Here is a 22,485-nt window from a genome sequence, read left to right as displayed (position 1 = left end):
CGTCTCCCCACATGTCGTGTTGCGCTCACGCTAGGCCGGGGCGGTATTCGATCTCTATCGTCCCGCCATCTGGCGCCGGTTCCTGGCCGGGCGCCGGCGTCCCGCCTCGGGAAGGGGCAGGCCGGAGGCGGGGGCGGCGGGCGGCCGGCCCTCGCGGCGGGCGCGGGCCAGGGCCGCGCCCACGGCGGCCAGGGCCGCGGCCCCGGCCTCGGGCCCGGCGCCGGCGCCCCACGCCGTGCCGCCGTCCAGCCCGCACCGGGCGTAGACGGCCACCTCGCCGCCGGTCGCGCCGGTCGCGCCGTCGAGGTGGTGCACGGCGCGGACCCGGACGCCGGCGGCCTCCAGCGCCGCGCGCAGCGCCGCCACCGTGGCCGAACGGGCCTGCCCGTACGTGCCGTCGTCGACGTACAGCGTGGCCACCGCCCCGGCCGGGTCACCGACGGGCGCCGCCCTGTACTCCTCCTCGAACAGCCGCCTGATCCGCTCCGGCTCGACCTCGCCCTGCCCGGCCTCGGCCATCGCCTGGACGGCCCGCGCCAGCTCGATCTGCAGCCCGCGCGGCAGCGTGATCCCGTACCGGGCGTTCAGCAGGTACGCCGGGCCCGCCTTGCCCGACTGGCTGGTCACCCGGACCACCGCCTCGTAGGTGCGTCCCAGGTCCCGCGGGTCCACCGGCAGGTACGGCACCTCCCACGGCAGCTCCGCCGGATCCCGCCCGGTACGGGCCGCCTCCCGGTCCATCGCGTCGAACGCCTTCTTGATCGCGTCCTGGTGCCCGCCGGAGAACGCGGTGAACACCAGGTCGCCCCCGTACGGGTGCCGCGGCGGCACGGCGAGCCCGGTGCACTCCTCGACGACGCGCCGCACCCGGTCGAGGCCGGAGAAGTCGACGCCGGGGTCGACGCCCTGGGTGGCCAGGTTCAGGCCCAGCGTGACCAGGCAGACGTTGCCCGCCCGCTCGCCGTTGCCGAACAGGCAGCCCTCGACGCGCTCGGCGCCGGCCATCAGCGCCAGCTCCGCCGCCGCGACCCCGGTGCCGCGGTCGTTGTGCGTGTGCACCGACAGGCAGACGTGCTCGCGGTGCGGCAGGTTGCGGTGCAGCCACTCGATCTGGTCGGCGAACACGTTGGGGGTCGAGCGCTCGACCGTGGTGGGGAAGTTCAGGATGATCGGCCGGTCGGGGCCCGGCTGCCAGACGTCCATGACGGCCGCGCAGACCTCCAGCGCGAAGTCCGGCTCGGTGTCGTGGAAGTGCTCAGGCGAATACTGGAACCGGACATCGCCCTCTTCAAGCAATTTATCGGCATATTTCATGACCAGTCGGGTTCCTTGGACTGCCAGATCCTTGCACTCGTCCCGGTTCATCCCGAACACCAGCCGCCGCGCCACCGGCGAGGTCGCGTTGTAGAGGTGGATCGTCGCCCTGGGCGCCCCGATCACGCTCTCCATCGTGCGTTCGATCAGTTCGTCGCGCGCCTGGGTCAGCACGGTCACGCACACGTCGTCCGGGATGCGGTCACGCTCGACCAGGAGCCGGACGAAGTCGTGGTCGTCCTGGCTGGCCGCCGGGAAGCCGACCTCGATCTCCTTGTAGCCCATGCCCACCAGCAGGTCGAACAGCACCAGCTTGCGTTCGGGGTCCATGGGCCTGGGCAGCGCCTGGTTGCCGTCCCGCAGGTCGGTGGACAGCCAGCGCGGCGGCGCGGTGAGCACGGCGTCCGGCCACGCGCGGTCGCCGAGCGGCATCCGCGGGAAGGGGCGATAGCGGCTGATCTTCATGTCCGGCCTCACTGTCCTTCAGCTGAGCGATCCGAAATAGACGGTCGAGAAATACGGCGAGATCAGGACCACGATGTTGTTCACGGCCGTCTCGTCCACCATGCGGAAGGTGACGACGATCTCCGGATAGGCCGGCCGCAGCCCGAGCCCGACGAAGTACGGGTCGGTGGCGAACACGATGCGGTAAAGGCCGCGGTCGAGCAGGCGGTCGGCCCATGCGCTGACCGATCCGTCCTGATCCGTACGGGTCTCGGCTTCGAGCACCCACTGCCCGTCGGCGTCATGGTCGAGGCGTACGTGCAGATCAGCCGCCCCCCGGCCGTAGACGGCGTCCTGGGCTTGCACCGCTATTCCCATCGAACCTCTCCGAGTGGTCCGCGCGGGCCCTCCGCGCACGTGGCCACCCGGACGGCGACAGCGTCGCGCCGCCCGGGCTCGCGCCCAGGCTGGCGTCGCCTGCTATTCGCCGGACCTCCGGCCGCTATCGCCGCGCTATCGCCGTCCGATCGCCGTGCGATCGCAGATGAGGCGTTCTTCTTATTTTGCGCTATCCCGGCTATCGCCGGCGGGGGCCGGGATCGGTGTGCACAGCGTCCAACGTGCGCTGATGGCCGGTGAAAAGGAGATGGATAAAGCGTGAATTGCGGACCGTGTGAGCGTCCATTCCGAAGCCGCGAACAAGACCGCGGTAATCACACGGAGGTAGATCGAAATGACCGCGACCACCGCCATCACCGCCCGCGTCCGCCTCGCCCTCGCCCTCGTGCTCGCCGCGCTCGCCGGCTTCGCGGCCATCGCCGCCGCCCCCGCCCCCGCGCACGCCGTCCCGTCCGCCGTCCAGCACGACGGCGTCAACGGCACCATGGACTGGCCCTGGGGTCTGATCGAGGGTGTCTTCCAGGACTGACGGCGACAGGGAACCCGTATCACCCTGAAACGATCCAAAACTGGCCACATACCCAAGGGCGTTGTACCATCCACCCAACCATGGCAGAAACTTTTGAGGGGTAAGCACCAATTACGCCGCTCATCATGGCAAACACGCCCGGATTCCGGTCGCGTCGGGAAAGATCTCCGACCGAGGGCGGTGATTTGTTTGAGGGGATGCGGGTGGAGTTTCGCGTGTTGGGTGCGCTCGAGGTCACTGCGAGCGAGAGACAGCTCGATCTGGGCGGGGCGCGGCAGCAGATCGTCCTCGCCGTCCTGATCCTGAACGCCAATCACTCGGTCACTCTGGACCGCCTCGTCGAGGCGATCTACGACGAGGACCCGCCGGCCACGTCGCGCGCACAGGTGCAGATCTGCATCTCCGCGCTCAGGCGCCTGTTCAGCGCCCACGGCCATCCCGAGATGATCGTCACCACCCGGCAGGGCTACATGTTGCGCGCCCCCGCCGACGCGATCGACGCACGCCGTTTCGAGAGCCTTGTGAGCCGGGCTCGCAAGGCCAGGGACGGCCGTTCCTTCCCCGAGGCCATCCAGCACTACCGCGAGGCGCTGGCGTTATGGCGCGGCCCGGCTTTCGACGGCATCGACAGCAGGGCCGTGCAGGCGCTGGCCAGCGGCATCGCCGAACAGCGCGTCACCGCCAACGAGGACTGCGTCCAGCTCGAACTGGACCTCGGCCGCCACCACGAACTGGTCGGCGAGCTGGCCGCGCTCGTGCAGGAACACCCGCTCAGGGAGGGGCTGGCCGCCCAGCTCATGGTCGCCCTCTACCGCTCCGGACGCCAGGCCGAGGCGCTGCAGGTCTACCGCGACGCCCGCCGGGTGATCGTCGAGGAACTGGGCATCGAGCCCAACGAACGCCTTCAGCAGCTCGAATCGGCCATCCTCACCTCCGACGAGAGCCTGGAGGCCCAGCCGCCCGCCGCGGTGGCCCCGCCCGAGCCGCCCGCCCGTCCGCCCGCGGTGCCGGGCATGCTCCCCTCCGACATCGCCGACTTCATCGGGCGGCAGGCGCAGCTCGACGTCATCAGGCAGCGGGTGACCGTCCCCCTGGCCGGGGACGGCCGCTTCGCCGTGCCCATCATCGCCGTCGCCGGACGGGCCGGGATCGGCAAGACCACGATCGCCGTGCACGCCGCGCACAGCGTCGCCGCGCACTTCCCCGACGGCCAGCTCTTCGCCGACCTGCACGGCGGCGTCTCCCGCCCGGTGCACCCCATGCAGGTGCTCGACCGGTTCCTGCGGGCCTGCGGCGTGCAGGGGACGGCGCTGCCCGACACCCTCGGCGAGCGCGCCGAGCTGTACCGCATGCTGCTGGCCGACCGCAGGATGCTGATCGTGCTCGACGACGCCGCCGCCGAGAGCCAGGTGCTGCCGCTGTTACCGGGCAGCCCGACCTCGGCCGTCATCACCACCAGCCGGACCCGGCTCGGCGGCCTGGCCGGCGCCACCCACGTGGACGTCGACCTCTTCGACGCCGCCCAGTCCGTCGAGCTGCTGTCGCGCATCGCCGGGGCCGAACGCGTACGGGCCGAGCCGGAGTCGGCCGCCGCCCTGGCCGAGCTGTGCTGCTTCCTGCCCCTCGCGCTGCGCATCGCCGGCGCCCGCCTGGCCTCACGCCCCCACTGGGCCGTCGAGCAGCTCGTGGACCGGCTCGGCGACGAGGCCCGCCGCCTGGACGAGCTCAAGCACGGCGACATGGGCATCAGGGCCAGCCTGTCGCTCACCTACGACGCGCTCAGCGAGCAGGCCCGCCGCCTGTTCCGCCGCCTGGCCATCCTGCACTCGCACATCTTCTCCGCCTGGACCGGCGCCGCCCTGCTCGACCGGCCGCTGGCCGACGCCCAGGACCTCTTCGACGACCTGGTCGACGCCCAGCTCATCGAGGTCGCGGGCGCCGGCAGGAACGTCAACGTCCAGTACCGCTTCCACGACCTCGTCCGCGTCTACGCCCACGAACGCCTGGCCGCCGAGGAGCCGCCCCCCGAGCGCACCGCGGCGCTGGCCCGCGTGCTCGGCGCGCTGCACCGGCTCACCGAGACCGCCAGGACCCGCGAGTACGGCCCGCCCGCCGGCCCCCACCTGAGCCCCGCCCCCGACTCGCCGCTCCCGGCCGAGCTGGTCGAGCGGCTGATCGCCGACCCGATCGGCTGGTTCGAGCGCGAGCGCCACGTGCTGCTCGCCGGCATCCGCCAGGCCGCCCAGGCCGGGTTCGTGGAGCTGTGCTGGCGTACCGCCATGAACGCCGAACCGTTCTTCGAGCTGCACGTCTACCTCGACGACTGGCGCGAGATCCAGGAGATCGCCCTGGAGGCCGCCCGCCGGGCGGGCGACGAGCGCGGCCAGGCCGAGATGTTGTGCGTCCGCGGCACGCTGGCGCAGACCGAGCAGCACTTCGGCGAGGCCCGGCGCGACTTCGAGGCCGCCCTGACGCTGTTCGAGAAGATCGGCAACGTCGTGCAGATCGCCCGGTCCCGGCGGAACCTGGCGTTCCTGGAACGCATGAACGGCCAGCTGGAGGCCGCCGCGACGCACCTGGAACAGGCGCTGGCCATCTTCACCGACATCGGCGACCAGATCTCGGCCGCGCACACGCTGGACAACCTGGCCGCCATCAGGTCGGAGTGCGGCGACATCGACGACGCCAAGATCATGCTCGCCGAGGCGCTGGTCCGCGGCAAGAGCGGCGGCAGCCGGCGCATCATCTCCCAGATCCTGCACCGGATGGGCCGGGTGCACCTGCAGGCCGAGGAGTTCGCGCTGGCGGCGGGCGCGTTCGAGGAGGCGCTCACGCTGGTGGAGGAGATCGGCGACACCGTCGGCGAGTCCTTCGCCCTGCACGGCCTCGGCATCGCCCACCTGCGCAGGGGACGGCTGCGCGAGGCCGCCGACCTGCTGCGCCGGGCGCTGGCCGTGGCCGAGACCGCCCGCCACCGCCTGGCCGAGGCGCACGCCCTGGCCGGGCTGGGCGAGCTGGCCGTCACCGCGAACGAGCCCGGCGACGCGATCGGCCGCCTGCGCAAGGCGGTCACGCTGTTCCGCCAGATGCGCGCGCCGCTGTTCGAGGCGCAGACGCTCACGATGCTGAGCGAGGTGCTGGTCGCCCTCGGCGACGCCAGCGCGGCGGAACGGGCGCTGTCACGGGTGCACGAACTGGCCGACGCGGTCGACGAACGGGCCGGTCAGCGGCTGCGCGACAACCTGTCCTCGGCCGCCGGGCTCGTGGAGGGCATCGGGTAGCCCGCGGCCCTCCGGCGTCATCCCGCACTGTCAGAGATGCCCGCGGGGGTCCGCCGTTGGGATTCTGGCGAGCATGAAGGCTCTGGTGCTGTCCGGCGGGTCCGGCACCCGCATGCGTCCCTTGAGCCACTCCATGCCGAAGCAGCTCATCCCGATCGCCAACAAACCGGTCCTGGAACACGTGCTGGAGAGCCTGCGCGCGCTCGGCGTGACCGAGATCGGCCTCGTGGTCGGCGACAGGGAGGCGCAGATCGCCGAGGTCGTCGGCGACGGCTCACGGTTCGGGACGCGCGTCACCTACATCCGCCAGCTCCGCCCGCTGGGGCTGGCCCACTGCGTCAAGCTGGCGCGACCCTTCCTCGGCGGCGACGACTTCGTCATGTACCTGGGCGACTGCGTCCTGGCAGACGGGATCGGGCCGATCGCCGAGGAGTTCCACGCGTTGCGCCCGGCCGCCCAGATCGTGGTGCACCGGGTGGCCGACCCCCGGCCGTTCGGCGTCGTCGAGACCGACGAGACCGGCGCGGTGCTGCGGGTGGTGGAGAAGCCGGAACGGCCGCGCAGCGACCTGGTCATGACCGGCGTCTACTTCTTCACCCCGGCCGTCCACGAGGCGGTGGACCGGATCGTCCCCGGACGCCGGGGCGAGCTGGAGATCACCGACGCCGTCCAGTGGCTGCTGACCTCCGGCCAGGAGGTCAGGGCCAGCCTCTACCGCGGCTACTGGAGCGACGCCGGCCGCGTCGACGACGTCCTGGAGTGCAACCGGCGGCTGCTGGCCCGGCTCTCCCGCGACATCGCCGGCCACGTGGACGCCGCCAGTCTGGTACGCGGCGACGTCGTGCTCGGCCCCGGCGCGCGGGTGGTCGCCTCCGTCGTCGAGGGACCGGCGATCATCGGCCCGGACACCCTGATCGTGGACAGCCACATCGGGCCCGGCACCTCCATCGGACGCGACTGCGTGGTGCGCTCCACCCGCCTGTCCGACTCCATCGTGCTCGACGGCGCCTCGATCGTGGCCGCCAGCGGCCTGCGCGGCTCGCTCATCGGGCGCTACACCACCGTCGCTCCCGGCCGCAGCGACCACCGTCTCGTGGTCGGCGACCACACGCGGATCGAGCTGACCACATGAACCCAGGGAACAAGGAGTGAGGACGTGACCGACGACGGCGCCCCGCGCGCGGGGCGGAAAGAGTGGCTCGGGCTGGTGGCGCTGTTCCTGCCCACCATGCTCGTGGCCCTGGACATCAGCGTGCTGTTCCTCGCGTTGCCGCACCTCAGCTCCGACCTGGGCGCGGACGCCACCCAGCAGCTGTGGATCACCGACATCTACGGCTTCATGACCGCCGGGTTCCTGGTCACCATGGGCTCGCTCGGCGACCGGATCGGCCGCCGGCGGCTGCTGCTGGCCGGCGGCGCGGCCTTCGGCCTGCTGTCGCTGCTGGCCGCCTTCTCCACCAGCCCCGAGATGCTGATCCTGGCCCGCGCCCTGCTCGGCGTCGCCGGGGCCACGCTGCTGCCCTCGACGCTGTCCCTGATCGGCGTCATGTTCCGCGACCCCCGGCAGTTCGGCCTGGCCATGGCCGCCTGGGGCACGGCCTTCATGCTCGGCATCGCGCTCGGCCCGGTGGTCGGCGGCGCGCTGCTGGAGCGCTTCTGGTGGGGATCGGTCTTCCTGATGGGCGTGCCGGTCATGCTGCTGCTGCTCGCGGCGGCCCCGCTGCTGCCGGAGTTCCGCGACCCCGCCGGCGGGCGGATCGACCTGGTCAGCGTCGTGCTGTCGCTGGGCGCCATCCTGCCGCTGATCTACGGGCTCAAGGCGGTCGCCCGCGACGGCTGGGGCGCCGGTCCCGCCGTCGCGGTCACCGCCGGGCTGCTCATGGCCGCGGTGTTCGTGCACCGGCAGCGCGCGCTGACCCACCCGCTGCTGGACGTGCGGCTGTTCCGCCACCGCGCGTTCACCGCCGCCGTGCTGATCGGGCTGCTGTGCGGGGCGCTGCAGACCGGGACCGGGATGGAGGTCGCGCTGTTCCTGCAGACGGTCGAGGGCATGTCGCCGCTGGAGGCCGGGCTGTGGCTGCTGGGGCCGGCCGTCGCGCTGATCGTCTCGATCAACCTCACGCCGCGGCTGGCGAGCCGGGTACGGCCGGCGTACCTGCTGGGCGGCGGCATGGTGATCGCGGTGGTCGGGCAGCTCCTGCTCACCCAGGTCGTGGTGGGCGCGGTGACCGCGCTGATCGTCTTCCTGGGCGTGTGCTACTTCGGCGTCGGCCCGGTCGGTGGCATGATCAACCAGGTGGCGATGAGCACCAGCCCGCCGGAGAAGGCCGGCTCGGCCGCCTCGCTGGTGGCCACCGGCGGCGAGTTCGGCGTCGCGCTCGGCGTCGCGACCCTGGGCAGCCTCGGCACCGTGGTCTACCGGGGCGCGTTCACCCCGCCCACCGGCACCCCGGCGCTCGCCCAGGACGGCATCACCGGCGCGGTCGCCGTGGCCCGGGACCTGCCCGCCGACCAGGGCGCGGCGCTGCTCGGCGCGGCCCGCGAGGCGTTCACCGCCGGGCTGCACGCGGTCGCGTGGGCGAGCGCCGCCCTGTGCGCCGTGCTGGCCGTGCTCGCGCTGGTCCGGCTGCGCGGCGTGGCGCCCTTCGCCGGCGTGCACGACGGCCACCACCAGCCGGACCAGGAACCCGTCCTGGTGGACTGAGCGCACACCAAGGACTGAGCGCACACGAAGGCGGGCCCGGGGAACCGGGCCCGCCTTGGTCCTGCGAAGGGTCAGTCCAGGCCGAAGCGGGCGCGGGACAGCTCCCGGTTGGCCAGGGCCCCCAGGTAGATCGCGAACCCGGCGTGGCTGTGCGTGGTGGACATGTCCCGCCAGATGCGCTCGATGCGCTGCCCGTCCCGGACCGCGCTCGAACCGGCCGTCGGGAACAGGCAGCCCTCGACGGCCCGCCAGGCCAGGCGGGCGACCTCGCGGCTGATGGTGGCCAGGCGCACGTCCCGCTCCCTGGTGAACGCCTCCGGGCCCGCCGCGCAGGTCCGGCTCCACTGCTGGACGGCGTTCGTCAGGGCCGCCTCGGCGGCGGCGAGCATGCCGGCGGCCTCGCCGTACCAGGACTGGTAGTCGGGGTCCTCGGCGCGGGTGGTGAACGGCGGGAAGATGGTCGTCCTGGTCCGCATCAGCTCCTCGTAGGCGTCCAGGGCGCCCTGGGCCATGCCCAGCACGACGGCCGCGCTGCCGAGCAGCATGACGCTGAGCGGGCCGCCGCCGTACTCGGGGTTGCCGTGCAGCTCGCGGCCGGGGGTGCCGCCGGTGACGACGGCCTGGCTGAGGTGCAGCGGCAGCGTGAGGTGGCCGGGGACGCGGCCGCCGTCCATGACGATGCTGTGCGAGCCGCTGCCCTTCAGGCCGAGCTGGCCGCCCCAGTCGTCCAGCCGGCGCCACTGGTCGCGCGGCGCGGTGAACAACATGGGTTGCCCGTCCACGACGACGTGGCCCATGAAGTGGGTCGCGTACGGGGCACCCGAGCAGTAGCTCCAGGTGCCGTCGAGCAGCCACCCGCCCTCGCCGTCGGGACGGGCGGAGCCGCCGGGCGCGACCGTGGCCGGGCAGATGAAGTCCCCGCAGGCGAACAGCTCGCTCTGGGCCCGCTCGCCGAACAGCGTGGCGACCGCCAGCGTGTGCGCCGAGCCGAAGGAGTACATCCAGCCGGTGGACGGACATCCCCGCGCGAGCGTCATCGACACCCGCATGAAGGTCTCCACGCCGAACTCGTAGCCGCCGAAGCGGCGGGGGACCAGGATGCGGTAGAAGCCCGCCCTGGCGAACGCCTCGTGGGTGTCGGGTGCGTAGTAGGTGCGCCGTTCCGTCTCGGCCTGGCGCTCGACCAGGGCGGGCACCATGGCCTCGGCCCTGGCGACGATCTCGTCGGGGGTGAGTCCGGGCTCGGGCGGAGCCACGGGGGCGTGGGTGACGGCTGTCATGCTGCGCGAACCCTTCGTCTCGGGTTTTCCCCCAAGACTCGCCCGGCCCCGGTGACCTTCGCATCTCCGTGCGTGCCCGGCAACCCCGCACGCCGGAAGATGCGCCGCGCAACCGGCGAATGGGACGTTCAGGGAGCAGTGTCCCGACTGACGTCCCGGGAGGACATGGTGTTGATGACAGGTGCTCCGGCGCGGGAAGACCTCGTCCGCCGCGCGACGGAGGCAGGCCCTGTCCTGCGCAGGAACGCGGCCTGGGCGGAGGAGAACCGCAGGCTGCACGAGGAGACGATCGAGGCGCTGGCCGAGGCCGGCGTCTTCAGGCTGCGGACCCCGCGCCGCTACGGCGGCGCCGAGGCGGACACGCGCACCCTGGTCGAGGTCGCCGCCGAGCTGGGCCGCGCCGACGGCGCCGCGGCGTGGACGGCCTCGGTCTACTGGATCCCGACCTGGATGGCCGCCCACTTCCCCGAGGCCGTCCAGGACGAGGTGTTCGCCACCCCCGACGTGCGGATCTGCGGCACGCTCAGCCCCACCGCGATGGCCGTGCGCGCCGAGGGCGGCATCGTGGTCAACGGCAAGTGGGGCTTCGTCAGCGGCGCGCACCACAGCCACTGGCAGGAGATCGTGGCCGTCGTCGTGGGCCCGGACAGCGAGCCCGAGCCCGTCATGGCGCTGGTCCCCATGAGCGACCTGGTCGTCATCGACGACTGGCACACCTCCGGCCTGCGCGGCACCGGCAGCGTCAGCACCGTGGCCCAGGACCTGTTCGTCCCCGCCGAGCGGGTCATGCCGCTGGGCGCGATCCTCCAGGGACAGCACGCCGACGACGTCAACGCCGGCTCCCCGATCTACCGCTCGCCGCTGCTGCCCGTGGCCGCCGCCTCCTCGGTCGGGACCGTGCTCGGCCTGGCCAAGGCCGCCCGCGAGGTCTTCTTCGAGCGGCTGCCCGACCGCAAGATCACCTACACCGGGTACGCCAGCCAGAGCGCCGCCCCGCTGACCCACCTCCAGGTCGCCGAGGCCACCTTCAAGCTCGACCAGGCCGAGTTCCACGCCCACCGCCTGGCCTCGACCGTGGACGCCAAGGACACCGCCTCCGCCCAGTGGACCATCGAGGAGCGCGTACGCGCCCGCGCCGACATGGGCGCCGTCTGCCGCCTGGGCAAGGAGGCCGTCGACATCCTGGCCACGGCCAGCGGCGGCTCCTCGATCTACAGCGACGTGCCCATCCAGCGCATCGCCCGCGACGTGCACGCGGTCAACCAGCACGCCCTCATGCACCCCAACACCAACGCCGAGCTGTACGGGCGGATTCTGTGCGGCCTCGAACCCGACACCCTCTACATCTGAAGGAGATCGCCATGACCACCGTGTCGGCCCCCGACCAGACCCTCGCCGTCGCCGCCCTGCCGCAGCAGATCATCGCCGCCTGGGCCGCCCACGACGCCGAGGCGTTCGCCGCCGTCTTCACCGAGGACGGCTCCATGATCCTGCCCGGCGTGTACCGCAAGGGCCAGGCCGAGATCCGCGCCTTCATGGGCCACGCCTTCGCCGGGCCGTACCAGGGCACCCAGGTCACCGGGCAGCCCATCGACCTGCGCTTCCTCGGCGAGGACGTCTGCCTGCTGACCACCGAGGGCGGCGTGCTGGCGGCCGGCGAGAGCGAGGTCGCCCCCGAGCGCGCGGTCCGCGCCTCCTGGCTGGCCGTCCGGCGCGACGGGCAGTGGAAGCTGGCCGCCTACCAGAACAGCCCGCGTGACTGAGATGACCGCTCACGTCGCACAGCGCGCGGTGGTGCTCGGCGGAGGCATGGCGGGGCTGCTGGCCGCGCGCGTGCTCGCCGAGCACTGCGCCGAGGTCCTGCTGGTGGACCGGGACACGCTGACCGGCGCGGAGGGCCCGCGCCGGGGCGTGCCGCACGGCTGCCACGCCCACGCCCTGCTGGCCCGCGGCCAGCAGATCCTGGACGAGCTGTTCCCCGGCCTCACCCAGCAGATGATCGACGACGGGGTGCCCGCCGGAGACCTCGCCACCAGCCTGCGCTGGTACTTCAACGGCCGCCGGCTGCGCCCGGCCCCCACCGGCCTGATCAGCGTCTCGGCCACCAGGCCCGTCCTGGAGGAGCAGGTCAGGAACCGCGTCTCGGCCCTGCCCAACGTGCGCTTCCTGGAGCGCACCGACATCCTCGGCCCGACCGCGACGCCGGCCCGCGACCGGGTCACCGGCGTGCGCGTGCGCGACGCCGACGGCGTCGAGGAGCACCTGGCCTGCGACCTGCTGGTGGACGCGACGGGCCGCGGCTCGCGCACCCCCGCCTGGCTCCAGGAGCTCGGCTTCCCCCGGCCGGAGGAGGACCGCGTCAAGATCGGCCTGGCCTACACCACCCGCCACTTCCGCCTGCGCCGCGACCCGTACGGCGAGGACCTGTCGATCAACCCGGTCGCCTCGCCCGCGAACCCGCGCGGCGCGTTCTTCCCCAAGCTGCCCGGCGACATGAGCATGCTCTCCCTCACCGGCATCCTGGGCGACCACCCGCCGGCCGACCTCGACGGCTTCCTGGCCTTCGCCAAGTCCCTGCCCGTACCGGACGTCTACGAGGCGATCCGCGACGCCGAACCCCTCGACGAGGGCGTCACCTTCACCTTCCCGGCCAGCGTGCGGCGCCGCTACGAGCGCCTGCCCGCCTTCCCCGACGGCCTGCTGGTGCTGGGCGACGGCGTGTGCAGCTTCAACCCCGTCTACGGCCAGGGCATGACCGTCGCCGCCATGGAGGCGATGATCCTGCGCGGGCACCTCCAGGCGGGGGCGGTCCCGTCCTGGCGGGCCTTCTTCAGGGACATCTCGCGGGTCATCGACGTCCCGTGGGACATCTCCGCCGGCGCCGACCTCGCCTTCCCCGGCGTGGAGGGGCGGCGTACCGCCAAGGTGCGGATCGGCAACGCCTACATGGCGCGTCTGCACGCCGCGGCGGCCCGCGACGGCGCGGTCACGGCCGCGTTCATGCGGGTGGCCGGGCTCGTGGACCCGCCGCAGACGCTCATGCGGCCCGCGCTCATGCTGCGGGTCCTGTGCCAGAGCGGCGGCGGCGCGGCTCCTGCCGCCGCCCCCGGGCAGCAGCCGCAGGTCCCGCTGCTCAGGTCCTGACCCCGTCCGCACGAGGAAGGACGCCGGCGGAATCTCCGCCGGCGTCCTTTTCGCGTCGTACGGCTACCTCAGCGACCTGGCGAACGCGCGCACGTCGCCCACCAGCAGCTCAGGCTGCTCCATGGCGGCGAAGTGGCCGCCCCGCTCGAACTCGGTCCAGTGGCTGATCGTCGGGACGTCCCGGTCGGCCAGCCTGCGCACCGGCACGAAGATGTCCCTGGGGAAGACCGCCACGCCCACGGGCACGGTGATGGGCGGCGGCCGGTGCCCCTCGGCGGCCATCTTCAGCCCCGCCGCGCCCTCGTAGTAGAAGCGCGCCGACGACCCGGCGGTCGCGGTCAGCCAGTAGATCGACACGTTGGCCAGCATCCGGTCCCGGTCGACGGCGTCCTCGGGCGCCTTGTCGGAGTCCGTCCAGTCGTGGAACTTCTCCACGATCCAGGCCAGCTGCCCCACGGGCGAGTCGGTGAGCGCGTACGCCAGCGTCTGCGGGCGGGTGGACTGGAGCTTCATGTAGCCCGACAGCTCCTCGTCGAACCGCGCCAGCCCGGCCAGCCGGCCCTGCTCGGCGGGCGACAGCCCGGCCAGCTCGGCCGGGTCGCCGGACGGGAACGCCATCAGCATGTTGACGTGCGCGCCGATCACGTGCTCGGGAGCCAGCCTGGCCAGCTCCAGCGAGATCACCGCGCCCGCGTCGCCGCCCTGCGCCAGGTAGCGGTCGTAGCCCAGCCGGCGCATCAGCTCGGCCCACGCCAGCGCCACCCGGTACGGGTGCCAGCCCGCCTCCCTGGTGTGCCCCGAGAACCCGAACCCCGGGATCGACGGGATGACCAGGTGGAAGGCGTCGGCCGGGTCGCCGCCGTGCGCGCGCGGGTCGGTGAGCGGCCCGATCACGTCCAGGAACTCGGCGACCGAGCCCGGCCAGCCGTGCGTCAGCAGCAGCGGCACGGCGTCCGGCTCCGGCGAGCGCACGTGCAGGAAGTGCACGTCCGCGCCGTCGATCTCGTCGACGAACTGCGGGTGCCGGTTCAGCTCGGCCTCGGCCGCCCGCCAGTCGAAGCCGTGCCGCCAGTGGTCGGCCAGCTCCTTGAGGTAGCCCAGCGGCACGCCGCGCTCCCAGCCGGTGCTGGGCAGCTCGTCCGGCCAGCGGGTGGCGTCGAGCCTGCGGTGCAGGTCCAGCAGGTCGGCGTCGGGGATGTCGATGCGGAATGGACGCATGAGTGTCCGCCCTTCTCTCCTCAGGGTTGGGTCGAGCAGGTCAGCCGGTGCCGGTGCGCCGCAGCTCCTCGAAGGAGGACAGGTCGGGCACCGTCCAGCCGTCCAGGTCGTACTCGCCGAGACACCGGTCGACGAAGGCCGCGTACTCGTCGAGCTGGCCGCCGGCCATCTGCGAGAACAGCAGCTCGACCCGGGTGTTCTCGTGGTTGCCGCCGTAGTTGCGCTCGTAGAGCTCGTGGCGGCCGCCGAACTCCGAGCCGATCGCGTCCCACAGCAGCTTCATCACCTTGACGCGGCCCTCGGCGTCGGTGCCGTCCGAGCCGCGCAGGTATTTGTCCAGGTACGGGCGGATGTCCGGGTTCTTGAAGTCGGCCGCGCCGGAGTTGACGTAGATGAGCCCGCTGGCCACGTCCTGCAGGATGATCTCCTTGATCCGCGGGTAGCCGATCTGCATGAACCAGCGGTAGGCCAGGCCGTACTGGGGGTTGGGCAGCAGGGCGCCGTTGCGCCACTCCACCGGGTTGCGGGCGGCGGCGTCCGACAGCGCCCAGAACAGGTTCCGCCAGGCCAGCACCTCGCCGATCCGGGTCTGCACGCCGCGGAAGTCCTTGGTGCCGGTGATCTCCAGCGCCCTGACCAGCAGCCCGGCGATGAACTCCAGCTTGACCGCCAGCCGGGTGCAGCCGTGGAAGGTGAAACGCTCGGTGAAGCCCGACTGGCCGGTGAACAGCTGCGCCTTGCCGAGGTCGCCGTAGATGAACACGTTCTCCCAGGGGATGAGCACCTTGTCCAGGACGAGGATGCTGTCGTTCTCGTCCAGGCGGGAGGAGAGCGGGTAGTCGAACGGGCCGCCGGTCAGCGCGGCGGCCATGCCGTAGGACGGGCGGCAGATCAGCTTCAGCCCCTGCGCGTCCATCGGGACGGTGGCCACCAGCGCGAACTCGCGCTTCTTGACCGGCAGGCCGTAGTGGGCGATGAAGTTGTAGTGCGTCAGCGCCGAGCCGGTCGCGACCACCTTCGCCCCGCTGACCACGAGCCCCGCGTCGGTCTCCCGCTCGACGTGCACATAGACGTCGTTGACCTCGTCCGGCGGGCGGTTGCGGTCGACCGGCGGGTGCACGATCGCGTGGTTCCAGAACAGCACCTTCTCCTGCGACTCGCGGTACCAGCGGCGGGCGTTGCCGTCGAAGGGGGCGTAGAAGCCGGCGTTGGCGCCCAGGGTGCCGAGGAAGGAGGCCTTGTAGTCGGGGCTGCGGCCCATCCAGCCGTAGCTCATCCTGGCCCACGTCGCGATGGCGCGCTGGTCGGCGACCAGGTCCTCGACCGTGCGCGGGGTGGTGAAGAAGCGGTGCGTGTAGCCCTCGCCGCCGCTGTCGGTGGGGCAGGTCAGCAGCTCACGGGTGCCGTCGGCGTGCAGGGCGTCGTAGAGCCTGGCGGTCATCCGCACCGGGTTGTGGAACGCCGGGTGCTCGGTGACGTCCTTGACGCGCTCACCGTAGAGGTAGATCTCACGATCGTCACGCAGGCTCTCGACGTACTCGCCGCCTGTGAGCGGACGGGTCTTCGGCGCGGCATCGGGCATCGGACATCTCCCAAGGGCAGGCGGCACGGTGCACCCTCAGCGTGGCACCCGGGGACGCGGCGGCCATCTCGCGATGTGCGCTGTTTCGCGGGCGCGGACGCGGGCGGCACTCTGGAAGGTGCCCCTGCGCGCGCCACGGTGTGACGATGGCCGCGTGACGGAGCATCGCCTGTGGGCGCTGGCCCACCTGGGAACCCCGATGGCCATCCGGGTGGCCGCGACGCTGAGGATCGCCGACCGGCTCGCCAAGGCGCCGGCCACCGGCGCCGAACTCGCCCCCGCCGTGGGCGCCGACCCCGGCACCCTGGAACGCCTCATGCGCTACCTGGCCGCCAGGGGAGTGCTCGGCCGGGACGACGACGGCAGGTACACGCTGACCGCGCTCGGCGAGGAGCTGCGCGACGACCACCCGGCCGGGATGCGCGCCATGCTGGACATCGAGAGCTGGGAAGGACGGGCCGAGCTGGCCTTCGCCCATCTGCTGCACAGCGTGCGCACCGGTGAGGCGGCCTTCCCCCGGCAGTTCGGCCGCTCCTTCTGGGAGGACCTGGCCGCCGACCCGGCCCGCGCCGCCGCGTTCGACGCGCGCATGGCCGCCGAGGTCCCCGGGCGGGCCCCCGCCATCGTGGCCGGCTACGACTGGGGCAGCCTCGGCCACGTCGTGGACGTCGGCGGCGGCGACGGCTCTCTGCTCATCGCGCTGCTCACCGCCCACCCCGGGCTGCGCGGCACGGTCGTCGACCAGCCCGCCACCGCCCGGGCCGCCGCCGCGGCGCTGGAGGCCGCCGGACTGTCCGGCCGCGGCGACGCCGTCGGCGGCAGCTTCTTCGACCCGCTGCCCCCGGGCGCCGACGGCTACCTGCTGTCGTGGATCCTGCACGACTGGAGCGACGACGACGCCGCCGTCATCCTGGGCCGCTGCGCCGCGGCGGCCGGGCCGGACGGCTCCGTCTTCGTGGTGGAGGACTTCGGCCCCGACGGCGAGTCGCCGCGCACCGGCATGGACCTGCGCATGCTCGTCTACTACGGCGGCCGCGAGCGCGCCGTCGCCGACCTGCGGGCCCTGGCCGGGCGCTGCGGCCTGGAGGTCGCCTCGGTGCATCCGGCGGGCGCGCTGCGGATCGTCCGGCTGGTGGCCCGCCCGTGACCCCCGCCGAGATCGTCACGGCCCTGGTCGCCCCCGAAGGCCGCCGCGACCCCTACCCCCTGTACGAGCTGCTGCGCGCCCACGGGCCGGTCGTGCCGGTACGCCCCGGCCTGACCGTCGCCGTCGGCTACGCCGAGATCAACCGCGCGCTGCGCGACAACCGCCTCCGCGTCCAGGACGCCGCCGGGTACGACCACATCTATCCCGACTGGCGCTCGCACTCCTCGCTGCGCGGCTACACCGACTCCATGCTGTACCGCAACCCGCCCGGCCACACCCAGACGCGCCGCCTGGTCAGCAGCGGCTTCACCCCCGCCCGCGTGGCCGGGATGCAGGAGTCGGTCGAGCGGATGGTCCACCGGCTGCTGGACCGGCTGGCCGACCTGGGCGCCGGCGGCACGCCCGTCGACTACGTCGCCGAGTTCGCCTCCCGGCTGCCGATCGCCGTCATCAGCGCGCTCATCGGCGTGCCCGAGGACGACCAGAAATGGTTCCGCCAGGTCGCCTCGGACCTGACGATCGCCCTGGAGGGCATCACCAACGTCTCCAGGCTGTCCATCGCCGACAAGGCCATGGACGAGCTGGCCGGCTACTTCGGCGACCTCATCGACGACCGCCGCCGCCACCCGGCCGACGACATGCTGACCGCCCTCGTACGGGCCCACGACGACGGCACCCGGCTCAGCCACGACGAGCTGGTCGGCAACCTGATGCTGCTGCTGACCGCCGGGTTCGAGACGACGAGCTTCCTGCTCGGGCACGGGCTGCGGCTGGCGTTCGAGCATCCTGGCCTGGCCGCGCGGCTGCGCGAGGAGCCGGAGTTCGCCGCCGCGTACGTGGAGGAGGTCCTGCGGTTCGAGGCGCCCGTCCAGGCGACCAGCCGGTGGGCCGAGACCGCGACGGACATCTCGGGCATCCCCGTGCCCGGCGGGACGAAGGTCGTCCTCATGCTCGCCGCCGGCAACCGGGACCCGCGCCGCTTCCCCGACCCGGCGCGCTTCGACCCGGACCGGCCGGACGTCCAGCCGCTCAGCTTCGGCGCCGGGCCGCACTTCTGCCTGGGGGCGCCGCTGTCGCGCATGGAGGCCCGCATCGCGCTGCCGCTGCTCCTGCGGCGCTTCCCGGCCCTGTCCGCCGCCGAGCCCCCGGACCACCGCGACCGCTGGGTGGGCCGCGGCCTCCACCGCTTCCTCATCACCACCACCTCACCCGTTCCCGCGCGCCCGTGACGGGTGCGGCCTCGACACTCGGCCGCGGGCCTCGCGCAGTTCCCGCTCCAGTCCCGCAGCGGCGGAGGTCGTGACGCGTGTACCGGCCTCCTGCCCGGCGTGGCTGCCCGGCAGGATCAGTGGGCGCTCCAGCCGCCGTCCACCGGCAGGATCGCGCCCGTCAGGTAGGACGCGGCCGGGCCGGCCAGCAACAAGGCCGCGGAGGTGAGTTCGCCCGGTTCGGCCCAGCGTCGGAGGGGCACCTCATGGTGCAGGAACTGCCGCACCTGCGGGTCGTCGTCGGCGTTCGTGTTGAGCGGCGTGCGGAAGGGGCCGGGGGCGAGGGCGTTGACGTTGATCCCGTACGGGGCGAGCTCCACGGCCAGGCTTCGGGTGAGCTGGACGACCGCCCCCTTGCTCGCCGCGTAGGCGGACCGAGCGGCCGCGCCGACGAGCCCGAGGGCGCTGGCGAGGGTCACGATGCGCCCGTACCCCGCGGCCCGCATCGCCGGCACGACCGCCTGGCAGGCCAGGAAGGTGCCGACGACGTTCGTCTCCAGACAGCGTCGCAGGACGGACACGTCCAGGTCCGTGATCTCGCCGCGGGCCTGGACGCCGGCGCTGGTCACCAGCACGTCCAGGCGTCCGTGACGGGACAGGATCTCCGCCACGAGCCGCCGGGTGGCGTCCTCGTCGGTCACGTCGCAGGCCAGCCCCGACGCGGGGCGGCGGGTCGCCCGGGTGATTCCCGCGGCCGCCTCCTCACACGCCTCGCGGCGCCTGCCGGACACCACGACGTGGGCGCCGGCGCCGGACAGCGCCTGCGCGATGGCCAGCCCGAGGCCGGACGAGCCGCCGGTGACCAGGGCGACCTGACCGGCCAGGTGCGAGTCGTTCATGCGTACGTCCTCAGAGATCGGCGAACGGTGGTGCGGAGGAGGACGTACCCGACCAGGAGCGAGACCACCAGCAGCGCGGCCGCGTCCACGACGGCGGCCAGCCGGACACCGCTCAGCAGGGCCGCGGCCGGGGCCTGGCCCGCGGATCGGAGCGCGGACGCGCGGGTCACGCAGACGGCGCTGAGGATCGGGATGCCCACGGTGATGCCGATCTGCTGGGCGCTCGTCACCAACCCGGTCGCCAGCCCTTGAACCGTGTCGGGGAGCCCGGAGGTCACGGTGACGCCGTAGGAGACCACGGCCGACATGTGGCCCACGGAGGCCAGGCACACCACAGCCAGGACCGGCCAGGCACCCTCGGTCACGGTCATCGCGGCGGTGCAGACGCCCTGCAGGGCCAGCCCCGCCGCCAGCGTCCGCCCCGCGCCCAGCACGCGGATCACCCGGGAGGAGACCATGCCCGTCACGGCCAGGACGACGCCCTGACCGCCGAAGAACAGACCTGTCCACAAGGGGGACAGTGCCACGACCTCCTGCAGGTAGAGAGTCAGCAGGAAGATGAACGCGCTCATCATGGAGAAGGTGATCAGGCCGCCCAGGCTGCCGAAGGCGACCGTGGGCCGGCGCAACATCGTCAGCGGAACCAGCGGTTGCGCGGCCCGCGACTCGATGATCACGAACACGCCCAGCGACAGCACGGCCGCCGCCAAGGCCACCACCCTCACCGCTCCTGTGGCCGACAGGGCGTAGATGAGGCAGACCAGCCCCGCGCTGACGGTGGCCGCGCCGGGCAGATCCAGCCGGGAGGATCGGGCACCCCGGCTCTCGGTCAGCAGGCCGGGCGCCACCACGGCCAGGACGACGCCCGCGACGGCCAGTGACGCCATCGTCGACCGCCAGCCCAGCGTGTCGGTCATGGCGCCGCCGACCAGCATGCCGACAGTGAATCCGAGCGAGAGCACCGACCCGCTGACGCCGAGCGCCCGGTTGCGCCGCGGCCCCTCGGGGAAGGTCGTCGTCAGCAGCGACATGCCGGTGGGGACGACAGCGGCGGCCCCCAGCCCCTGCAGGGCACGCCCCGCGACGAACACCCCCGGACTCCACGCGAAGGTGGCCAGCACGGAGGCCGCGGTGAACAGCAGGACGCCGCCCAGGAAGAGCCTGCGCCGGCCGTGCAGGTCCGCCATGCGGCCGAACAGCAGCAGGCATCCTCCCGACGGCAGCGCGAAGGCGGTGACGGCCCACTGCAGGTCGGCCTGTTCCATCCCCAGCTCCCGGCCGAGATCAGGCAAGGCCACATTTAAGATCGAAAAATCCAGAGAAATGATGAATTGCGCGGCACACAGGATGGCAAGGATGAGTTTCGCACGCGTCGTGAACCGGGCGTCGTGCTCCCCGGAGGAGGTCCCGGCAGCGGCGTCCCTCGGCAAGGGGTCGATCGTCATGGCGTCCACGCTCGGCCATGACGGGACGCCGTGGGGAGAGCGCGGTGACACTGGTGGTGGCACCACCAGCCGAGGCGGTGCGCGATGACGCCGGGAGAAGGACGTCGCCGGGACCTGCGTGACTTCCTGGTGAGCAGACGTGCCCGCATCAGCCCGGCCTCGGCCGGCCTCCCGGCCGGTGGGCGCCGGCGCACGCCCGGGCTGCGCCGTGAGGAGGTCGCGGTGCTGGCCGGGGTGAGCCCGGGTTGGTACCAGTGGCTGGAGCAGGGACGCGAGATCAACGTCTCCGCGCAGGTGCTGGACGCGGTGGCGCGGGTGCTGCGACTGGACGAGGTCGAACGGCGGCACCTGTACACGCTGGCCGGGCTCAATCCACCGCCGCCGACCGGGCACCCGCACGCCTACTGCGACGGCCTGCAACGACTGATCGAGGCCTGGGATCCCAAACCGGCGACCATGCTGGACGCCTCCTGGAACCACGTGGCCTGGAACGAGTCGGCCAGGCTCGCGCTGAACATGGCGCAGGCCGAGCGCAACTGCCTGGTGGGCTTCTTCCACGACCCGCGGTTCCGCCGCCGGGAGCGGGCCTGGCAGGACCTGGCGCCGACCGTGGTGGCGGCCTTCCGCGCCGCGGCGGCCGAGCAGCCCCCCGATCACGACATCCATGACGTGGCCGGGGCACTGGCCGCGACCAGCCCCGAGTTCGCCCGGTTGTGGGCACGACAGGACGTACAGGCGGCCGGAATCTGGATCAACGAGGTCGACCATCCCGTCGTGGGCACGCTGACGTTCGAGAGCAGCCAGCTGAGACTGCCCGCCAGACCCGACCTGACCATGGTGCTGTACAACCCGCTTCCCCGCACCGACACGGCCGACAAGATCGCGTGGCTACGGTCCGCCACCGCGACCCTCTGACCGCCTCACCGCCCTGCCTGTAGAGAGGGTCGTGAACCGGAGTGCATCTCTCGACGACGTCACGGCGAGACGTGCCCCGGCGGTGAGGCATGTCCAGAGCAGTCGCCGAACTGCGCCCACCCCATCGGGCTCGACCTCGGCGCGCGCACGTCGGAAAATACGGCCGTGGCCATCTGCGCCGGGCTGACCCACCTCCGCCGCGTCGCCGACGGCCGCACGTCGACCACAGCCGAAGGACACATCCACCTATGTCACCACCGATCACATAGGAGCCTAGGAGTCCCTTCCATGACCACCGTCATGCTGGTCCACGGCGCCTGGCACCGTCCGAGCACCTGGGCGAGGCTGGAGCCCGAACTGCACGCACTCGGTTACGCCACGCGCACGCCCGCGCTTCCGAGCGCCGGTGAACGTCCCACCGCGGGCATGCACGACGACGCCGCCGTACTGGCCGGGGAACTGGCCGCGGTCGAAGGCCCGATCGTGCTGCTCGCCCACTCCTACGGGGGAATCCCGGCGACCGAGGCCGCCACCGGGGCGGGCAACGTCGAGCGACTGATCTACCTCAGTGCGTACATGCCGGACCGGGGACAGTCGTTGTACACCCTCCACGGCCTGCCGGACACCGACGACACGAGCGGCCTGTTCCCCCTCGTCGACCAGCCGCGCACCTCGCTCTACGGCGACCTTCCGGACGCCGAGGCCGAGCAGGCGATGAGCCGCCTGGTCAACCAGACCAGGCGGTCCTTCACGGAGAAGGCCGACACGGCCGCCTGGCACGACATCCCCTCCACCTACATCATCGCCGAGCGGGACCAGGCTCTCCCGCCCGCCCTGCAAGAGCGGATGGCAGCCCGAGCCGCCGAGATCCGCAGGCTGTCCACCGGCCACTCCCCGTTCCTGTCCCAGCCGGACCGTCTGGCCGCCCTCGTCGACGACATCGTGCGGTCCGCGGCCGGCTGAACCCTGCTCAACG

At 72.7% G+C, this 22,485-nt stretch carries 18 protein-coding genes; 11 read left to right on the top strand and 7 right to left on the bottom strand.

Going from position 1 to position 22,485, the window contains the following annotated elements:
• Positions 1-54: 54 nt before the first annotated feature.
• Together AB0J97_RS13570 and AB0J97_RS13565 are read right to left on the bottom strand one after the other, a co-directional pair.
• Positions 55-1,779, bottom strand: a complete 1,725-nt coding sequence (locus AB0J97_RS13570) for a 2-isopropylmalate synthase (protein ID WP_364087992.1) — start codon at positions 1,777-1,779, stop codon at positions 55-57.
• 18 nt (positions 1,780-1,797) lie between these two features.
• Entirely contained in the window at positions 1,798-2,124 is a 327-nt protein-coding gene (locus tag AB0J97_RS13565; protein ID WP_357696699.1) for a hydroxyisourate hydrolase, read from the bottom strand.
• Between the two features lie 367 nt (positions 2,125-2,491).
• On the opposite strand from AB0J97_RS13565, the gene AB0J97_RS13560 reads away from it, so the two are divergent.
• The 4 genes from AB0J97_RS13560 to AB0J97_RS13545 all read left to right on the top strand — a co-directional run bounded on the left by AB0J97_RS13560 (position 2,492) and on the right by AB0J97_RS13545 (position 8,671).
• Positions 2,492-2,686, top strand: coding sequence for a hypothetical protein (locus tag AB0J97_RS13560; RefSeq protein ID WP_364087989.1), 195 nt, complete (start codon positions 2,492-2,494; stop codon positions 2,684-2,686).
• Positions 2,687-2,901: 215 nt separating this feature from the next.
• Positions 2,902-5,967 carry a BTAD domain-containing putative transcriptional regulator gene (locus tag AB0J97_RS13555; protein ID WP_364087987.1) on the top strand — a complete coding sequence of 1,022 codons (3,066 nt, stop codon included), beginning with the start codon at positions 2,902-2,904 and terminating at the stop codon, positions 5,965-5,967.
• Between the two features lie 73 nt (positions 5,968-6,040).
• Positions 6,041-7,099 carry a glucose-1-phosphate thymidylyltransferase gene (locus AB0J97_RS13550; RefSeq protein WP_357696706.1) on the top strand — a complete coding sequence of 353 codons (1,059 nt, stop codon included), beginning with the start codon at positions 6,041-6,043 and terminating at the stop codon, positions 7,097-7,099.
• Positions 7,100-7,123: 24 nt separating this feature from the next.
• Positions 7,124-8,671 carry an MFS transporter gene (locus AB0J97_RS13545; RefSeq protein WP_364087984.1) on the top strand — a complete coding sequence of 516 codons (1,548 nt, stop codon included), beginning with the start codon at positions 7,124-7,126 and terminating at the stop codon, positions 8,669-8,671.
• 71 nt (positions 8,672-8,742) lie between these two features.
• Here AB0J97_RS13545 and AB0J97_RS13540 read toward each other — a convergent pair whose 3' ends face one another.
• Entirely contained in the window at positions 8,743-9,951 is a 1,209-nt protein-coding gene (locus AB0J97_RS13540; RefSeq protein WP_364087982.1) for an acyl-CoA dehydrogenase family protein, read from the bottom strand.
• 174 nt (positions 9,952-10,125) lie between these two features.
• On the opposite strand from AB0J97_RS13540, the gene AB0J97_RS13535 reads away from it, so the two are divergent.
• From AB0J97_RS13535 to AB0J97_RS13525, 3 genes are read left to right on the top strand one after another with little or no spacing between them, the layout of a single operon-like run.
• Positions 10,126-11,301: an acyl-CoA dehydrogenase family protein gene (locus AB0J97_RS13535; protein WP_364087980.1), complete on the top strand. Its 1,176-nt coding sequence runs from the start codon at positions 10,126-10,128 to the stop codon at positions 11,299-11,301.
• An 11-nt stretch (positions 11,302-11,312) separates the two neighbouring features.
• On the top strand, positions 11,313-11,714 hold the full coding sequence (locus AB0J97_RS13530; RefSeq protein ID WP_357696714.1) for an SgcJ/EcaC family oxidoreductase: 402 nt from the start codon (positions 11,313-11,315) through the stop codon (positions 11,712-11,714).
• A gap of 1 nt (position 11,715) precedes the next feature.
• Positions 11,716-13,095, top strand: a complete 1,380-nt coding sequence (locus tag AB0J97_RS13525; RefSeq protein ID WP_364088067.1) for an FAD-dependent oxidoreductase — start codon at positions 11,716-11,718, stop codon at positions 13,093-13,095.
• 63 nt (positions 13,096-13,158) lie between these two features.
• On the opposite strand, the gene AB0J97_RS13520 is transcribed toward AB0J97_RS13525, so the two are convergent.
• Together AB0J97_RS13520 and AB0J97_RS13515 are read right to left on the bottom strand one after the other, a co-directional pair.
• On the bottom strand, positions 13,159-14,313 hold the full coding sequence (locus AB0J97_RS13520) for an epoxide hydrolase family protein (RefSeq protein WP_364087977.1): 1,155 nt from the start codon (positions 14,311-14,313) through the stop codon (positions 13,159-13,161).
• 40 nt (positions 14,314-14,353) lie between these two features.
• Positions 14,354-15,895 carry a 4-hydroxyphenylacetate 3-hydroxylase N-terminal domain-containing protein gene (locus AB0J97_RS13515; protein ID WP_357696718.1) on the bottom strand — a complete coding sequence of 514 codons (1,542 nt, stop codon included), beginning with the start codon at positions 15,893-15,895 and terminating at the stop codon, positions 14,354-14,356.
• A gap of 154 nt (positions 15,896-16,049) precedes the next feature.
• Between AB0J97_RS13515 and AB0J97_RS13510 the strand changes: the two genes are divergently transcribed.
• Together AB0J97_RS13510 and AB0J97_RS13505 are read left to right on the top strand one after the other, a co-directional pair.
• Positions 16,050-17,042, top strand: a complete 993-nt coding sequence (locus tag AB0J97_RS13510; RefSeq protein ID WP_364087973.1) for a methyltransferase — start codon at positions 16,050-16,052, stop codon at positions 17,040-17,042.
• Positions 17,039-18,271 (top strand): cytochrome P450, encoded by a 1,233-nt coding sequence (locus tag AB0J97_RS13505; protein WP_364087971.1) that lies wholly within the window; start codon positions 17,039-17,041, stop codon positions 18,269-18,271. The genes AB0J97_RS13510 and AB0J97_RS13505 overlap by 4 nt, the downstream gene beginning before the upstream one ends.
• Positions 18,272-18,387: 116 nt before the next feature.
• Here AB0J97_RS13505 and AB0J97_RS13500 read toward each other — a convergent pair whose 3' ends face one another.
• Together AB0J97_RS13500 and AB0J97_RS13495 are read right to left on the bottom strand one after the other, a co-directional pair.
• Positions 18,388-19,149 carry an SDR family oxidoreductase gene (locus AB0J97_RS13500; RefSeq protein ID WP_364087969.1) on the bottom strand — a complete coding sequence of 254 codons (762 nt, stop codon included), beginning with the start codon at positions 19,147-19,149 and terminating at the stop codon, positions 18,388-18,390.
• Entirely contained in the window at positions 19,146-20,594 is a 1,449-nt protein-coding gene (locus tag AB0J97_RS13495; RefSeq protein WP_364087967.1) for an MFS transporter, read from the bottom strand. Before AB0J97_RS13495 ends, AB0J97_RS13500 begins: the two co-directional genes overlap by 4 nt.
• 84 nt (positions 20,595-20,678) lie before the next feature.
• Between AB0J97_RS13495 and AB0J97_RS13490 the strand changes: the two genes are divergently transcribed.
• Both AB0J97_RS13490 and AB0J97_RS13485 read left to right on the top strand, forming a co-directional pair.
• Positions 20,679-21,509, top strand: a complete 831-nt coding sequence (locus AB0J97_RS13490) for a helix-turn-helix transcriptional regulator (protein ID WP_357696728.1) — start codon at positions 20,679-20,681, stop codon at positions 21,507-21,509.
• Positions 21,510-21,797: 288 nt separating this feature from the next.
• Positions 21,798-22,472 (top strand): alpha/beta hydrolase, encoded by a 675-nt coding sequence (locus tag AB0J97_RS13485; protein ID WP_364087964.1) that lies wholly within the window; start codon positions 21,798-21,800, stop codon positions 22,470-22,472.
• Positions 22,473-22,485 lie beyond the last annotated feature (13 nt).

Source organism: Nonomuraea sp. NPDC049607 (assembly GCF_040675375.1).
Lineage (GTDB): Bacteria > Actinomycetota > Actinomycetes > Streptosporangiales > Streptosporangiaceae > Nonomuraea.
This window is presented reverse-complemented; position numbering and strand designations above follow the sequence as displayed.

Excerpts from the sequence above, each read along its gene's own strand:
- AB0J97_RS13570 (WP_364087992.1), bottom strand. The coding sequence starts at position 1,779 with ATGAAGATCAGCCGCTATCGCCCCTTCCCGCGGATGCCGCTCGGCGAC.
- AB0J97_RS13560 (WP_364087989.1), top strand. The coding sequence starts at position 2,492 with ATGACCGCGACCACCGCCATCACCGCCCGCGTCCGCCTCGCCCTCGCC.
- AB0J97_RS13550 (WP_357696706.1), top strand. The coding sequence starts at position 6,041 with ATGAAGGCTCTGGTGCTGTCCGGCGGGTCCGGCACCCGCATGCGTCCC.
- AB0J97_RS13540 (WP_364087982.1), bottom strand. The coding sequence starts at position 9,951 with ATGACAGCCGTCACCCACGCCCCCGTGGCTCCGCCCGAGCCCGGACTC.
- AB0J97_RS13535 (WP_364087980.1), top strand. The coding sequence starts at position 10,126 with ATGACAGGTGCTCCGGCGCGGGAAGACCTCGTCCGCCGCGCGACGGAG.
- AB0J97_RS13530 (WP_357696714.1), top strand. The coding sequence starts at position 11,313 with ATGACCACCGTGTCGGCCCCCGACCAGACCCTCGCCGTCGCCGCCCTG.
- AB0J97_RS13525 (WP_364088067.1), top strand. The coding sequence starts at position 11,716 with ATGACCGCTCACGTCGCACAGCGCGCGGTGGTGCTCGGCGGAGGCATG.
- AB0J97_RS13520 (WP_364087977.1), bottom strand. The coding sequence starts at position 14,313 with ATGCGTCCATTCCGCATCGACATCCCCGACGCCGACCTGCTGGACCTG.
- AB0J97_RS13515 (WP_357696718.1), bottom strand. The coding sequence starts at position 15,895 with ATGCCCGATGCCGCGCCGAAGACCCGTCCGCTCACAGGCGGCGAGTAC.
- AB0J97_RS13500 (WP_364087969.1), bottom strand. The coding sequence starts at position 19,149 with ATGAACGACTCGCACCTGGCCGGTCAGGTCGCCCTGGTCACCGGCGGC.
- AB0J97_RS13495 (WP_364087967.1), bottom strand. The coding sequence starts at position 20,594 with ATGACGATCGACCCCTTGCCGAGGGACGCCGCTGCCGGGACCTCCTCC.
- AB0J97_RS13490 (WP_357696728.1), top strand. The coding sequence starts at position 20,679 with ATGACGCCGGGAGAAGGACGTCGCCGGGACCTGCGTGACTTCCTGGTG.
- AB0J97_RS13485 (WP_364087964.1), top strand. The coding sequence starts at position 21,798 with ATGACCACCGTCATGCTGGTCCACGGCGCCTGGCACCGTCCGAGCACC.